11 protein-coding genes and 2 tRNA genes are annotated in these 14,759 nt (G+C 72.5%); 6 read left to right on the plus strand and 7 right to left on the minus strand.

The genetic code is table 11. From position 1 onward, the window contains the following. Positions 1-203: 203 nt before the first annotated feature. Together aroA and rsgA are read left to right on the plus strand one after the other, a co-directional pair. Entirely contained in the window at positions 204-1,562 is a 1,359-nt protein-coding gene (gene aroA, locus LIX60_RS10075) for a 3-phosphoshikimate 1-carboxyvinyltransferase (RefSeq protein WP_227958130.1), read from the plus strand. Positions 1,563-1,575: 13 nt separating this feature from the next. Next, a complete protein-coding gene (gene rsgA / locus LIX60_RS10080) occupies positions 1,576-2,604 on the plus strand; it encodes a ribosome small subunit-dependent GTPase A (RefSeq protein ID WP_019710133.1) in 1,029 nt (342 codons plus the stop codon). Positions 2,605-2,740: 136 nt separating this feature from the next. Here the strand turns inward: rsgA and LIX60_RS10085 are convergent, their stop codons facing one another. Next, on the minus strand, positions 2,741-3,358 hold the full coding sequence (locus tag LIX60_RS10085; RefSeq protein ID WP_227958131.1) for a TetR/AcrR family transcriptional regulator: 618 nt from the start codon (positions 3,356-3,358) through the stop codon (positions 2,741-2,743). A gap of 165 nt (positions 3,359-3,523) precedes the next feature. Between LIX60_RS10085 and hisN the strand changes: the two genes are divergently transcribed. Both hisN and LIX60_RS10095 read left to right on the plus strand, forming a co-directional pair. Beyond that, the gene (gene hisN, locus LIX60_RS10090) at positions 3,524-4,321 is read left to right on the plus strand and encodes a histidinol-phosphatase (RefSeq protein ID WP_043459415.1); all 798 of its coding nucleotides are present in this window, start codon (positions 3,524-3,526) and stop codon (positions 4,319-4,321) included. 204 nt (positions 4,322-4,525) lie between these two features. Beyond that, a complete protein-coding gene (locus LIX60_RS10095) occupies positions 4,526-4,927 on the plus strand; it encodes a cyclic nucleotide-binding/CBS domain-containing protein (protein ID WP_043459413.1) in 402 nt (133 codons plus the stop codon). A gap of 145 nt (positions 4,928-5,072) precedes the next feature. Here the strand turns inward: LIX60_RS10095 and LIX60_RS10100 are convergent, their stop codons facing one another. Beyond that, on the minus strand, positions 5,073-6,539 hold the full coding sequence (locus tag LIX60_RS10100) for a catalase (protein WP_227958132.1): 1,467 nt from the start codon (positions 6,537-6,539) through the stop codon (positions 5,073-5,075). A gap of 180 nt (positions 6,540-6,719) precedes the next feature. Between LIX60_RS10100 and LIX60_RS10105 the strand changes: the two genes are divergently transcribed. Then, positions 6,720-7,139, plus strand: coding sequence for a Fur family transcriptional regulator (locus tag LIX60_RS10105; RefSeq protein WP_227958133.1), 420 nt, complete (start codon positions 6,720-6,722; stop codon positions 7,137-7,139). Positions 7,140-7,316: 177 nt separating this feature from the next. Here LIX60_RS10105 and LIX60_RS10110 read toward each other — a convergent pair. The 4 genes from LIX60_RS10110 to LIX60_RS10125 all read right to left on the minus strand — a co-directional run bounded on the left by LIX60_RS10110 (position 7,317) and on the right by LIX60_RS10125 (position 12,646). Continuing rightward, a tRNA-Met gene (locus LIX60_RS10110) sits at positions 7,317-7,390 on the minus strand. Between the two features lie 132 nt (positions 7,391-7,522). Next, positions 7,523-9,487 (minus strand): tetratricopeptide repeat protein, encoded by a 1,965-nt coding sequence (locus LIX60_RS10115; protein WP_227958134.1) that lies wholly within the window; start codon positions 9,485-9,487, stop codon positions 7,523-7,525. Between the two features lie 166 nt (positions 9,488-9,653). After that, a tRNA-Met gene (locus tag LIX60_RS10120) sits at positions 9,654-9,727 on the minus strand. A gap of 42 nt (positions 9,728-9,769) precedes the next feature. Then, positions 9,770-12,646, minus strand: a complete 2,877-nt coding sequence (locus tag LIX60_RS10125) for a UPF0182 family protein (protein ID WP_227958135.1) — start codon at positions 12,644-12,646, stop codon at positions 9,770-9,772. A 182-nt stretch (positions 12,647-12,828) separates the two neighbouring features. Here LIX60_RS10125 and LIX60_RS10130 point away from each other — a divergent pair, with 182 nt between their 5' ends. Next, positions 12,829-13,419 (plus strand): PPA1309 family protein, encoded by a 591-nt coding sequence (locus LIX60_RS10130; RefSeq protein ID WP_265584827.1) that lies wholly within the window; start codon positions 12,829-12,831, stop codon positions 13,417-13,419. A gap of 184 nt (positions 13,420-13,603) precedes the next feature. On the opposite strand, the gene LIX60_RS10135 is transcribed toward LIX60_RS10130, so the two are convergent. Then, on the minus strand, positions 13,604-14,692 hold the full coding sequence (locus tag LIX60_RS10135) for a PDZ domain-containing protein (protein ID WP_227958137.1): 1,089 nt from the start codon (positions 14,690-14,692) through the stop codon (positions 13,604-13,606). Positions 14,693-14,759: the final 67 nt, after the last annotated feature.

Raw genomic sequence — 14,759 nt, forward strand, 5'->3', positions numbered from 1 at the left:
CCACCGGGCCCGGGCCCCACGGGGGACCCGGCGCGGAAGCCCGGACGGGACCCGGGCGGAGGACCACGGCGAACGGGCGGGGGACTCGCGCCGGACGGCCGGGGAACGGCTGGACGATCCATGATCCACCTGACACCTTTCGAGCGCGTTGCGGCAGTTTTGTTGAAGTTTCCGGCATGCCGCGAGCCATTAAGGTGAGGCTTATGACCGGTACCCCCGAGCACACCGCCCTCTGGCCCGCCCCGATCGCGTCCGGCCCCGTCGACGCGACCGTCACGGTGCCGGGCTCGAAGTCGGTCACGAACCGCGGCCTGGTGCTGGCCGCCCTCGCCTCCGAGCCGGGCTGGCTGCGCCGCCCGCTGCGCTCCCGCGACACCCTCCTCATGGCCGACGCCCTGCGGGCCATGGGCACCGGCATCGAGGAGACCGTCTCCTCCAGCTCCGGCGACGACACCGGCGGCGAGGCCTGGCGGATCATCCCCGCCGGCCTGCACGGCCCGGCCGCGGTGGACGTCGGCAACGCCGGCACGGTGATGCGCTTCCTGCCGCCGGTGGCCGCCCTGGCCGACGGCCCGATCCGCTTCGACGGCGACCCCCGGTCCCACGAGCGCCCGCTGCACGGCGTCATCGACGGCCTGCGCGCCCTCGGCGCCCGCATCGACGACGAGGGCCGCGGCTCCCTGCCGATGACGGTGCACGGCGGCGGCGCGCTGGACGGCGGCAGGGTCGAGATCGACGCCTCCTCCTCCTCGCAGTTCGTCAGCGCGCTGCTGCTGTCGGCGCCGCGCTTCAACCAGGGGATCGAACTGCGGCATGTGGGCCGCGCCCTGCCCTCCATGCCGCACATCCGGATGACCGTGGACATGCTGCGCGCCGCCGGCGCCGCCGTGGACACCCCGGAGGCGGGCGGCGAGCCGGGCGTCTGGCGGGTCGCGCACAGCGCGCTGCTCGGCCGCGACCTCGTCGTCGAACCGGATCTGTCGAACGCCCAGCCGTTCCTGGCCGCGGCGCTCGTCACCGGCGGCCGGGTCACCATCCCCGACTGGCCGGAGCACACCACTCAGCCGGGTGACGCGCTGCGCCGGATCTTCACCGAGATGGGTGGCACCTGCGAACTCACCTCCGAGGGCCTGACGTTCACCGGCACCGGCCGCGTCCACGGCATCGACGTGGACCTCGGCGACGTGGGCGAGCTGACCCCCGGCATCGCCGCCGTCGCCGCGCTGGCCGACTCCGAGTCGGTGCTGCGCGGCGTGGCCCATCTGCGGCTGCACGAGACCGACCGGCTCGCGGCGCTCACCAAGGAGATCAACGAGCTGGGCGGCGACGTCAGCGAGACCGGGGACGGCCTGCGCATCCGGCCCCGCCCGCTGCACGGCGGGATCTTCCACACCTACGACGACCACCGGCTGGCGACCGCCGCTGCCGTCATCGGCCTGCGGGTGGAAGGCGTCGAGGTCGAGAACGTGGCCACCACCGCCAAGACCCTGCCGGACTTCCCGCGGCTGTGGACGGAGATGCTGAGCCCGGCACGGGCCGCGGCCCCCGCCCGGAAGGGCTGAGGGACGTCCCGCGATGCGTCGCTACGGCAAGCACCCCGACGAGGACGACGTCCGGATCCGGCCCGGCAAGGGCAGCCGGCCGCGCACCAGCATCCGCCCCAAGCACGAGGACGCCGCCGAGGGCATGGTGCTGACCGTCGACCGCGGCCGGATCACCTGCCTCGTCGACGACCGCAGCGTCACCGCGATGAAGGCCCGCGAACTGGGCCGCAAGAGCGTCGTGGTCGGCGACCGGGTCGGCATCGTCGGAGACCTGTCCGGCGCCAAGGACACCCTGGCGCGGATCGTCCGGGTGGAGAAGCGCTCCTCGGTGCTGCGCCGCACGGCCGACGACGACGATCCCTACGAGCGGGTGATCGTCGCCAACGCCGACCAGCTCGCCATCGTCACGGCCCTCGCCGACCCCGAGCCGCGGCCGCGGCTGATCGACCGCTGCCTCGTCGCCGCGTTCGACGCCGGCCTGGACCCGCTGCTCGTTCTCACCAAGGCGGATCTGGCGCCCGCGGCGCCGCTGCTGGAGACCTACGAGCCGCTGGGCGTGCCCTATGTGGTGACCAGCCGCGCGGAGCTGGCCGGGGGCTCCGCCGCCGACCGGGTGCGGGAGCGGCTGGCCGGACGCATCACCGTCTTCGTGGGGCACTCCGGGGTCGGCAAGACGACGCTGGTCAACGCCCTGGTGCCGGACCGGGCACGGGCCACCGGAGTGGTCAACGCGGTCACCGGCCGCGGCCGGCACACCACCACCTCGGCGCTCGCCCTGCCGCTGCCGGACACCCCCGGGGCGCCCGGCGGCCGGCGCGGCGGGTGGGTGATCGACACCCCGGGCGTGCGCTCCTTCGGGCTCCACCACGTGAACCCCTCCCAGTTCGTCCTGGCCTTCCCCGACCTCGTCCCGGGCACGGAGCGCTGCCCCCGGGCCTGCAGCCACGACGAACCGGACTGCGCGCTGGACCAGTGGGTCGCCGACGGCCACGCCGATCCGCAGCGGCTCTACTCGCTGCGGCGGCTGCTCGCGGCGCGGGAGCGGCGCGAGGAGGACTGAGCGGCGCCTCCGCCCGGGTTCCGCCGTGAGCGGCCCGTACGGGGGACTCCCCCGGCCCGCCCGGGGAACCGCCCGGCCCGGGCGGGATCACCCGGGCCGCAGGACGACGGCTCCGGCCGCCCCGGAGACGTCCGCCTCAGAGACCGCCACCCGAGCGCAGGGCCCGCCGGACCAGCCGGCCGGTCTCCTGCTCGCCGACCGGGGCCACCACGCAGGACAGCGCCAGCCGCACGGCGATCTCGCAGACCCCGGCCATCCGCTGGACCTCCTCCGGCGGCCGGCCCGGCGCCAGCGCCGCCGCCGCCAGATCCCTGATCTGCGCCACCAGTTCGGACGGCGAGGGCAGCGGGCCGTCCGCGCGCCGCTGCGCGGGGACGTACGGCCCGGGGTTCGGCCCGGCGGACGCACGGGGCGGGCGGGGCAGCCGCTCCCCCCAGCAGCCGGTGAGAGCCGCGCGGACCAGCGGATTGTGACGGGCCGTCCGCGCCGTCCAGTCCGCCACCGCCGCCAGCCGCTCACCGGGTTCGCCCGGCGGCGGACCGGCCAGCGCGTGCCGGACGCCCGCGAGATAGCGGTCGACCTCGCGCCGCACCAGCGCCCGGGCCAGGCCGTCCTTGCTGCCGAACTCGTTGTACAGGGTCTGCCGGGACACCCGGGCGGCCACCGCCACGTCGACCATCCGCACACCGGGCCAGGGGCGCCCGGAGAGTGCCGCGAGCGCGGCGTCCAGCAAGGATTCGCGTGCTGTGGGCATCGTCGCCTCCCGGGCGCGTCCCCGTCCTGGTCTCACACGGCTGCTGTGGGGTCAGAATTGACGCGCCGACAGGGACTGTCAAGAGTGCCCCCGCCCGGGCCCCGTCCGCTCCCGTACGGACTCGGCCGTGTGGCCCGCCGCGAGCTGCGTCGATACTGTTCACACATGCCCGACTATCACGACGATCTCCGACTCGCCCATGTCCTGGCGGACGCCGCCGACGCCCAGACCATGGGCCGGTTCAAGGCCCTCGACCTCAAGGTCGACACCAAGCCGGACATGACGCCCGTGAGCGAGGCGGACAAGGCCGCCGAGGAGCTGATCCGCACCTCGCTGCGCCGCGCCCGGCCCCGGGACGCGGTACTCGGCGAGGAGTACGGCAGCGAGGGGTCCGGGCCCCGGCGCTGGGTGATCGACCCGATCGACGGCACCAAGAACTACGTCCGCGGGGTGCCGGTCTGGGCGACGCTGATCGCGCTCATGGCACCCGGGGAGTCCGGCCACCAGCCGGTCGTGGGGCTGGTCTCGGCGCCCGCGCTGGGCCGCCGCTGGTGGGCGGCGCAGGGCTCGGGCGCGTACACCGGGCGGAGCCTGTCGTCCGCGACCAGGATGCGGGTCTCACAGGTCTCCAAGATCTCGGACGCGTCCTTCGCCTACTCCTCGCTGACCGGCTGGGAGGAGCAGGGCCGGCTGAACGGCTTCCTGGATCTGACCCGCGACTGCTGGCGGACGCGCGGCTACGGCGACTTCTGGCCGTACATGATGGTCGCCGAGGGCTCGGTGGACATGTGCGCCGAACCGGAGCTGTCGCTCTGGGACATGGCGGCCAACGCGGTCATCGTGCGCGAGGCCGGCGGGGAGTTCACCGGTCTGGACGGGGTGCGCGGGCCCGGCGGCGGCAACGCCGCGGCGTCCAACGGGCTCCTCCACAGCGAACTGCTGGGCTATCTGAATCCGCGTTAGGGCAGGCCGGCTCGGTGTGCCGGCCGCCCGCCGCGCCCGCCACCGGTGCGCCGGGCGGCTCCCGAACGCCCTCGTACGCCCTCTTGCCCGGCCCACCGAGCGCATGTGAACATGAGAATTCCCCCGCTTGTGCATTTGTGCGTCTCCCGCCGGGCCGTTCCGCGAGGGCCGGCCGGGGAGCCGCGAAGGAGGTGGCTCCGCTCCATGCTCGTCCGTGACGCCATGAGCACCGTGGTCCTCACCATCGGCCCCGCCCACACGCTGCGTCAGGCAGCCCGTCTGATGTCGGACCGCCGCGTCGGCGCCGCCATCGTCCACGACCCCGACACCAGCGGCATCGGCATCCTCACCGAACGCGACATCATCGACTCCCTGGGCGCCGGCCAGGACCCGGACCACGAGACCGCACAGGCCCATACGACGACCGACGTCGTCTTCGCCGCCCCCGGCTGGACGCTGGAGGAGGCCGCGGCGGCGATGACGCACGGCGGCTTCCGCCATCTGATCGTGCTCGACGACCAGGAAACGGTGGGGGTGGTCTCGGTCCGGGACATCATCCGCTGCTGGTCGCCGGCGCGCCGGGAGCCGGCCGCTCTGGCGGGCTGAGCACCACCGTGCCGGGACGGGGCCGTCCGGACCGCCGGCGAAGACGGCCGGGGTCCGGACGGCGGAGGAACCCGCGCCCGGAACGGCGGAGAGAGCCGGCCCCCGGAGGGGACCGGCTCTCTCCGTCCTTGCGGCAGGCGCCGGGTCAGCCGCGCAGGGCCTGGACCGCGGCCTCCAGACGCTTGCCGAAGTCCTCATCCGCCTGGCGGAAGTTGCTGATCGCCCGCTCCAGGATGTCGTCCCGGGTGACGCCGCTCATGGCGCCCGCGAGGTTGCCGACCAGGCGCTCCTTCTCGTCCTCGCTCATGAGCCGGTAGAGGTTGCCCGCCTGCACGAAGTCGTTGTCCTCCGCGTGCCGCGGGGTGTCCGCCTCGCCCGTCTCGCCGCTGACGGGAACCGGCTGCCACAGCGGACGGCCGGTCTGCGCCGGACCGCCGAAGCTGTTCGGCTCGTAGTTCTTGGCGCCGCTGTGCCGGCCGTCGTAGAGGAAGCCGTCCCGGCCGTGGGTGCGGGCCTCGGTGGCGTGCGGGCGGTTCACCGGCAGCTGGTCGGCGTTGACGCCGACGCGGTAGCGGTGGGCGTCGCCGTAGCCGAAGAGCCGGCCCTGCAGCATCTTGTCCGGGGACGGGCCGATGCCGGGCACGAAGTGCGCCGGGGAGAAGACCGACTGCTCGACCTCGGCGAAGATGTTCTGCGGGTTGCGGTTGAGCTCCAGCTTGCCGATCTCGATGACCGGGTAGTCCGCGTGCGGCCACACCTTGGTCAGGTCGAACGGGTTGAAGCGGTAGGTCGCCGCCTCGGACGCCGGCATGATCTGGACGCCGACGGTCCAGCTCGGGTACTCGCCGCGTTCGATGGACTCGCGCAGGTCGCGCTGGTGGCTGTCCGGGTCCTCACCCGCGAGCTTGTTGGCCTCTTCCTGGGTCAGGCACTTGATGCCCTGGTCGGTCTTGAAGTGGTACTTGACCCAGAAGACCTCGCCGGCCTCGTTGTTCCACTGGAAGGTGTGCGAGCCGAAGCCGTCCATGTGGCGGTACGAGGCGGGGATGCCGCGGTCGCCGAACAGCCAGGTGACCTGGTGCGTCGACTCTGGGGAGAGCCCCCAGAAGTCGAAGACGTTGTCCGCCTCCTGCGAACCGGTGTACGGGTCGCGCTTCTGGGTGTGGATGAAGTCGGGGAACTTGATGGCGTCCCGGATGAAGAAGACCGGGGTGTTGTTGCCCACCAGGTCGTAGTTGCCGTCCTCGGTGTAGAACTTCAGCGCGAAGCCGCGGGGGTCCCGCACCGCGTCGGCGGCGCCGAGGTTGCCGGCGACCGTGGAGAAGCGGAGGAAGACCTCGGTCTCCTTGCCCACCTGGGAGAGGAACGTCGCCCTGGTGTACTTCGTCACGTCCGCGGTCACCGTGAAGGTGCCGTAGGCGCCCGCGCCCCGGGCGTGCACGACCCGCTCCGGGATCCGCTCGCGGTTGAAGTGCGCGAGCTTCTCCAGCAGCAGCTGGTCCTGCACCAGTACGGGACCGCCGACGCCGGCCGTCTCACTGTTCTGGTTGTCCGCGACCGGAGCCCCGGATTCTGTCGTCAGCGGCCCTGTCGCCTCGCCCTGCACCGTCACGTACGCCTCCCGCGTTTCCTGCAGTATCTGCAGTTCTGTTGCCCTACAGCTTGGTTTACAGCAAAACCGATCCTACATTGGACAGAGTCCAAGTCAAGAAGAATCCGAAGACCGTACGCGTTCGGAACCCGGGGTACACGCTTGTTAAGCTGGACCCCCAGATTTCGTTAGGTGATGGACATGAGTGACCTACTGGACCGCCTCCGTGGCCGCGGCTGGCGGATGACCGCCCAACGGCGGGTCATCGCCGAGGTTCTCGACGGCGACCATGTCCACCTGACCGCCGACGAGGTGCACGCGCGGGCCGCCGCGCGACTGCCCGAGATCTCGCGCGCGACGGTGTACAACACCCTCGGTGAGCTGGTCTCCCTCGGTGAAGTGATCGAGGTCTCCACCGACCGCCGGGCCATGCGGTACGACCCCAACGCCCACCGCCCGCACCAGCACCTGGTGTGCGGCCAGTGCGGCACGGTGCGGGACGTCCACCCCACCGGCACCCCGCTCGCCGACCTGCCCGAGAACGAGCGCTTCGGCTTCACGATCTCCGCGGTCGACGTGACGTACCACGGCCTCTGCCCGTCCTGCGCCTCCTCCGCCTGAGCGGGACGGGGCCGCCGGCGCACGGGAGCCGGGGCCCCTCCGCCGCGACCGGTCCGCGGGGGTGACCGGAGCGCCGGCGCCCGGCAGCCGCCGAGGCGCCGCGGGCCGCCGGGCGGCGCGCCCCGGCCCGGACATGACGAAGACCCGGATCCTCAGGATCCGGGCCTTCGTACCGAGTAGCGGGGACAGGATTTGAACCTGCGACCTCTGGGTTATGAGCCCAGCGAGCTACCGAGCTGCTCCACCCCGCGTCGTTGTCTCCACTCTAGCCCGTCGGCGACAACCAGCGCAAATCCGGGACACGGGCCCCGGAACAGCGGGAGAAGCCCGGGCCGGCCCGGGCTTCTCCCGCTGTTCCGGCGGGTGAGGACGGCGCCGGGACGCTACGCCGACAGCTCCTGCCGGAGGGCGTCCCGGAGCCTCGCCGCGCGCTCCGCCACCTCCGGCGGGCCCAGCTTCACCGCCTCCGAGCACCACTGCTGGGCATCGGCCAGATCGCCGCGCCGGGCCGCCAGCAGCGCCAGCCGCAGCGCCGCCCGCCCGTGGCCCGCCTCGGCCGCCCGGGTCCACCAGAGCGCGGCCTCCGGCTCGCTGCCCTCGCGGGCGTAGAGCAGGCCGAGGTTGAAGGCGCCGTTGCGGCTGCCCGCGTCGGCGGCCCGGCGGTACCAGCGGGCGGCCTGCACCACATCGCCGCGCGCGGCGGCGAGCGTCCCGCACCGCACCTGCGCCCTGCGGTGGCCCTGCTCGGCCGCGCGCTCGTACCACTCCTCGCTCTCCGCGACGGGACCGTCCTGCGGACCGGCCGCACCCGCCTCGGGCTCCTGTTCGCCGGAGCGGCCCCGCGCCTTCCGGTCCAGCAGCGCGCCGAGGCGGAAGGCCGCCTCCGCGCTGCCGCCGCCCGCGGCGCAGCGCAGATGACGCTCGGCCTCCCGCTCGTCCCCGTCCCGCAGCAGGGCGATGGCGACCTGGAGGGCCGCCTCGGTGTGCCCGGCCGCCGCGGCACGCTCGTACCAGCGCCGCGCCTCGGCCTCCTCGCCCCGCCCGGTGTGCAGGATGCCGAGGTTGAAGGCGGCGTCGACGCTGCCCGCCTCGGCGGCCTTGGAGAACCACGGGCCCGCGCCCGCGGCGTCGCCCTGCTGGAGCAGCAGGACGGCCAGGGCGTTGGCCGCCTCGCGGTGCCCCGCGTAGGCCGCGCGGCGGTACCACTGCTCGGCCTGGTCGGTGCGGCCCTGCTCGGCGCAGAGCAGCCCGAGGTTGAAGGCACCGTTGATGTCGCCCGCGTCCAGGGCGGCGCGGTACCAGCGCTCGGCGGTCTGCGGCTCGCCGCGGTCGGCGTGCAGCGCGCCCAGGGCGTTGGCGGCGTTGCCGTCCCCGTCCTGGGCGGCACGGCGCCACCAGACCGCGGCGCTGTCCGGGTCGCCCGCGTCGCGCAGCAGGAAGCCCAGCGCGCAGGCGGCGCGGGCCTCGCCGTCCTTGGCCGCGCTCAGGTACCAGCGGCCGGCCTCCTTGGTCTCGCCGCGCTCCTCCAGGAGCGTGCCGAGGTACAGGGCGGCACGCCGGTGGCCGCGCGCGGCGGCCTGGCGGTACCACTGCTCCGCCTCGGCGGAGGCACCCCGCTCCGCGCCGTCGCCCGCCGGGGGGCGCGGCGGGGCCGGGCCGGGGCCGAGCTCGCGGGCGCCGGCGGTGCGGTCGCGCCGGGCCGGGTCGCTCAGGTCGAGGATCCGGGCGAGCCGGTACGCGGCCTCCCGGTGCCCCTGCTCGGCGGCGACGCGGAACCAGCGCTCCGCGCCCACGTCGCTGCGGTGCTCCAGCAGGTCCCCGAGGGCGTACGCGCCCAGGGCGTGCCCGGATTCGGCGGACTGGCGCAGCCAGTACTCGGCGCCGGTCTCGTCACCGCGCTCGCGGCAGTAGCGGCCGAGGGAGTGCGCGGCGGCGGCGGATCCGGCGACGGCGGCGATCCGCCACCAGCCGGCGGCCTCGTCGACGTAGCCGCGCTGGTGCAGCAGGACGCCCAGGTTGTTGGCGGCGGCGCGGTCTCCGGTGGCGGTGGCGGCGCGGAGGTGCGGTTCCGCCCCGTCGAGGTCGCCGCGGCGGAGCAGCAACGCCCCGAGGACGCCGGCGGACTCGGGGTCACCGGCTTCGGCGGCGCGGCGGTGCCGGGCCTCCTTCTCCGCCTCGGCGGCGGACTCCGGAGCGGTGGTGGTGCCGGTCGTCTCCGGAGCGGAGGTGGTGGCGGCGTCCGGGCAGGCCGCAGCGCCGGCCGGCGCGACCGCATACCTCCCGGTATCCGGTGGAGCCACAAATCGACCTGATTCCAACAGATTTGCCTTGTCCCCCATAAGGGCCATCGTCGCACCACCTGAAACCTGCGTACACCTGGTATACCGCAGCCAGTGAAGTCACTTCGGCGTTTTGTCGACTTCCCGACATGACGAGGACTCAAACGCCGGGGCGGACAGTCCCCCCGGACAAGTGAAGGACCCGGAGTCGTTGACTCCGGGTCCTTCATATGAGTAGCGGGGACAGGATTTGAACCTGCGACCTCTGGGTTATGAGCCCAGCGAGCTACCGAGCTGCTCCACCCCGCGCCGTTGTGTGACAACCGTACCACGGCGCGGGGTGTGCCCTGCTCAGCCGCCCTGTTCGGGCTCCCTGGCCGCCTTCTCGGCTTCCGCGGCCCGCTTCAGGGCGTCCCTGAGGTCGTCCTGGGCCTTGCCGTAGGCGGTCCAGTCCTGCTCCGCCAGCGCCTTCTCGCCCGCCTCGATGGCCTCCTGCGCGTCCTCCAGGGCCTGGCGCACGGTCGGGTCGTCACTGGGCCGGTCGCGCTCGCCCTCGTCGCCCGTGTCGCCCTCCTCGCCCTCGCCCGGCGGGGGTTCGGTCTCGCCGGCGCCGGGCTCCTTCTCGCCGAAGACGACGTCCAGCGCCTCGCCGAGCGTGTCCTCGAAGGCGGTCTCGTCGCCGTACGAGACCAGGACCTTCCGCAGCAGGGGGTAGTTGGTGCCGGCACCGCGGACGTAGACCGGCTCCACATAGAGCAGGCCACCGTCCAGGGGGACGGTCAGCAGGTTGCCGTACTCGATCTCCGAGTCACCCCGCTGGAGGATGTTGATCTCGTTGGCGATGGCCGTCTCGGAGTTGAACTTGCTCTGCACCTGCTGCGGTCCGGACACGGTGGTGTTGGACGGCAGTTTCAGGATTCTGATCTTCCCGTACCCGTCGCTGGTGGCGTCGGCGTCCACGGCCATGAAGGCTCCGAGGTTGTCGCGCCGGTTCGGGGTGAAGGTCGTCGTCAGCGAGAAGGTCTGCTCCTTCTGGTCCGGCATCCGCATGCTGAGGTAGTACGGCGGCACGGAGTTGCCCGACTTGTTCGTCGGGTCGTCCGGGACCTGCCAGACCTCACTACCGCTGTAGAACTGCGCGGAGTTGGTGACGTGGTAGCGGGTCAGCAGCTCGCGCTGGACCTTGAACAGGTCCTGCGGGTAGCGCAGATGCTCCATCAGCTCGGTGCCGATGGCGCTCTTCTTCTCGACCGTGTCCGGGAAGGCCTTCATCCACGTCTTGAGCACCGGGTCCTTGGTGTCCCACTGGTACAGCTTGACCGAGCCGTCGTAGGCGTCGACGGTGGCCTTCACCGAGTTGCGGATGTAGTTGACCCGGTTCTCCTGGGCGACGACCTCGCGCTGGCCGGTGGTCAGCGAGTCGGCCGTGGTGTCGCCCAGCGTGGTGCGGGAGGCGTACGGGTAGCCGTTCGACGTGGTGTAGGCGTCGACGATCCACTTGATGCGGCCGTCCACGACGGCCGGGTAGGCGTCACCGTCGATGGTCAGCCAGGGCGCCACCGCCTCGACGCGGTCCTTGGGCGTGCGGTTGTAGAGGATCCGCGAGCCCTCGCCGATGGCCCCCGAGTACAGGATCTGCGGCTCGCTGAACGCGGCCGCGTAGGCGGCGCGGTTCACCGGGCCGGAGAGGTCGACCCCGCTGTCGCCGGTGTAGCTGTACAGCTTCTCGCCGCTGTCGTCGGAGTAGTCCAGCTCCTTCTGCGGGCCGCCGACGATGGAGTACTGCTCCATCTTCTCGCCGTAGTAGACCCGCTGCTGGTACTTGCCGAACTCGCCCTTGGACGGCAGGTCGGACTCGGTGAAGTCCGGCGCGCCACCGCGGGTGGTCGAGGTGCCCTTGGCGGCCACCGCGCCGAAGCCGTGGGTGTACTTGAAGTGGTCGTTGATCCAGTTGCGCTCGGGGATGCCGTTGATGTTCAGCTCGCGCAGGCCGATGACGGTGTCCTGCTCCCTGCCGTCGCCGTCCTTGTAGCGGTCGACGTCCAGGGTGTCCGGGAAGCCGTAGTAGCCGCGGACCTGCTGGAGCTGCTGGAAGGTGGGCGAGACGACGTTCGGGTCGAGGAGCCGCAGGCTGGCCGTGTTCTCGGCCTCCGCGCGCAGCTTCGCGCTCTCGGCCTCGTCGACGGAGACCTTGCCCTCGTAATCGCTCACCTTGGCGTCGTTGATGCCGTAGGCGTCGCGCGTGGCGTCGATGTTCTTCTTGATGTACGGGGCTTCCTTGGCCTGCTCGTTCGGCTCGACCTGGAACTTCTGGACGATGGCCGGGTAGAGGCCGCCGATCAGGATGGCCGACAGCACCATCAGGCCGAAGCCGAGGACCGGCAGCTGCCAGGTGCGCCGCCAGAGCGTGGCGAAGAACAGCACCGCGCAGATGGCGGCGATGAAGAACAGGATCGTCTTGGCCGGCAGGTAGGCGTTGGCGTCGACGTACCGCAGACCCGTCCAGTTGCCGGTGGCCTTGAAGTCACTGGACTTCACCGCGAGGCTGTACCGGTCCAGCCAGTAGGCGACCGCCTTCAGCGCGACGAAGAGCCCGACGAGCACCGACAGATGCCCGGTGACCGCACCGGTGGCGCGGGCCCCCGGGCTGGTGAGCCGCAGGCCGCCGTAGAGGTAGTGCGTCAGCGCGGCGGCGATCAGCGACAGCACGACCGTCGCGAAACCGAAGGCCAGCAGGAAGCGGTACCAGGGCAGGTCGAAGGCGTAGAACGAGACGTCCTTGCCGAACTGCGGGTCCTCGGTGCCGAACGGGACCCCGTTGATCCACATCAGCCAGGTGCGCCACTGGCCGGCGGCCGAGGCTCCGGCGATCAGGCCCACCAGGGCCGTCACCCCGAGAAGCGCCCACTTCTTGTAGGGCGCGATGCCCATCCGGTAGCGGTCCAGGCTCTGCTGCTCCAGCGACATCGCGCTCAGCGGCGGCCGCATGCGGTGCGCCAGCCAGATGTTGACGCCCACGGCGGCCGCCATCACCAGTCCGAAGACGGCGAACAGCCCGATCTTGGTCCACAGGGTCGTCCTGAAGACGGAGGAGTAGTCGACCGAGCGGTACCAGAGCCAGTCCGTCCAGAACCCGGCGAACATGACGAACACCATGGCCAGCAGGGCGAGCGCGGCCATGGTCAGCAGCAGGGTCCTGGAACGCCGGGACGGTCCGCCGGCTCTCATCCGTGGCCCGGTCGGGCCTCCGCCGCGGTCCGGCATCTGGAAAGCCAAGGTGCGCCCCTCGAAGAAATCGCAGTCATATGGGTCGTGGATACGAGCCCAGAGATACTAGGGCCCACTCATGCAACTTACTCAAGCTTTACCCAGTTCCCGATTCCGGCCACGAAGAAGGCAAGATACGGACCATGTCTGCCTCCTCCGTACCGAACGGCCCCGACAACCCCGAGCCCGCCGCGGGCCCGGACCCGATCGCCGCCGGACCGCTCACCCGTGCCGTGCTCGAGATCGACGAGTACGCCGCCGCGCTCGGCTGGGACCAGCCCGCCCGTCTCTTCGCCCTCGTCGACACCGAGCGGCTGCTGTCCGAGGAGCCCGAACTGGCCGCCCAGCTCGGGCTGGAGAGCGGTGACGGCTCCGGCACACTGACCCCCGTCGAACAGGACGAACTGCCGGCCGGAACGCCGCTGGACGAGTTCCTGGGGACCATCGCCTGGCCCGACGCCGTGAGCGGCTGCGCGATGACCGTGGAGCGGCTCATGCTGCCGCCGTCCGCCGAGGAGTCCGTCCCGGAGGGGCTGGACGGCGAGCGGCTGACGCGGTGGGTCGCCGACCACCCGGACCGGCAGGAGGTCCGGATGACGGTGGCGGTGCTGCGGGACGGCACCCGGGAGTCGGCGCTGCGGCTGCGCGAGAAGGACTCCCCCACGGAGGTGCTCACCGGAGCCGGCCTCGTGCCGGGGCTGGCCGAGGCGCTGTCCGCGACCTTCGCCGAGTAGCGCGGGCCGCGCCGGGCCGGCCGCGTCCCGCCCGGCTCCGGGCAGGTGGCCCGGCCGCGCCCCTCGTCTCCCGGGCCTGCTCCTCGTCTCCGGGGCCTGCTCCTCGTCTCCGGGCGGATCCCCGCTCCCCCGGCGGGCCGGGCGGCGCCCGGGGGCCCGTACGGACCGGCAGGCGCCGGCCGGGTCACTTCGCCGAGCAGCCGGGCAGGCCGGCCGTCCCGCCCTCGGCGATCTTCTCCAGCGAGTCCACGGCGTCCCGCAGCGTGCGGACCTTGACGAGGGTCAGCCCGTCCGGCTTGCCGACGAGGGCGGCCGGGCAGTTGTCCTCCGGGGTGAGGAAGAACTCGGCGCCCTGCTCCCGGGCGCCGATCGTCTTCATCTGGATGCCGCCGATGGGGCCGACCTTGCCGGCGTCGTCGATCGTCCCGGTGCCGGCGACGAACTTTCCGCCGGTCAGCGACCCGGGCGTCAGCTTGTCGACGATGCCGAGCGAGAACATCAGCCCGGCGCTGGGACCGCCGACGTCCGCGAGCTTGATGTCGATGTCGAACGGGAAGGTGTGGTCCGTCCCGGCCTGGATGCCGACGAGCGCACGGCCGTCCTCGGGCGCCTTCCCGGCGGTGACGGTGACCGTCTCGGTGGCCTTCGGCTCGGCCTTGCCCGCCTTCTCGGCCGCCTCGGCCTTCTTGGCCGGTACGACGGTGAACTCGACCCGCTCGCCCGGCTCGTGCTCCGTGACGAAGTCCGCCACGTCCGCGGGCTTGCGCACCGCCTTCCCGTCCACGGCCCTGATCACGTCACCGGCGTGCAGCCTGCCCTCGGAGGCGCCGTCCTTGACGACGGAGGCCACGACCACCCGCGAGGTCACGGATATGCCCAGCTCCTTGAGGGCCGCCACCTTGGCGCTCTCCTGCGACTGGCTGAACTCCTCGGCGTTCTCCTCGTCCGCCTGCTCCGCCGTCTGCCCGTCCGGATAGAGGGTGCTGTGCGGTACGACGGCGTCCCGGGACAGCCAGCCGTAGACCGCCTCGGCGAGGTTCATCCGGTAGTCGGCGCCGGTGACCCTGACCGTCGTCATGTTGAGATGGCCGCTCGCCGGATAGGTCTTCCGGCCGGTCACCCGGAGCACCTCCTCCCCACCGTGCTTCTCCAGCGTGTTCACGGTCGGACCGGGAGACATCTCGGAGTACGGCACCGGGATCAGCACCCCGGCGCACAGCAGCGCGATCAGCATCAGGGTGGAGGCGAGCATCGTCGCAGTGCGGCGTGGCATGGAACGACAGTACGGGAACGGGTCACCGGTGCACTCGCCGGGCGGGCCGTCCGGGGACCGCCCCGGA

The sequence above is a fragment of the Streptomyces sp. S07_1.15 genome, assembly GCF_020739505.1.
Classification (GTDB): domain Bacteria; phylum Actinomycetota; class Actinomycetes; order Streptomycetales; family Streptomycetaceae; genus Streptomyces; species Streptomyces xinghaiensis.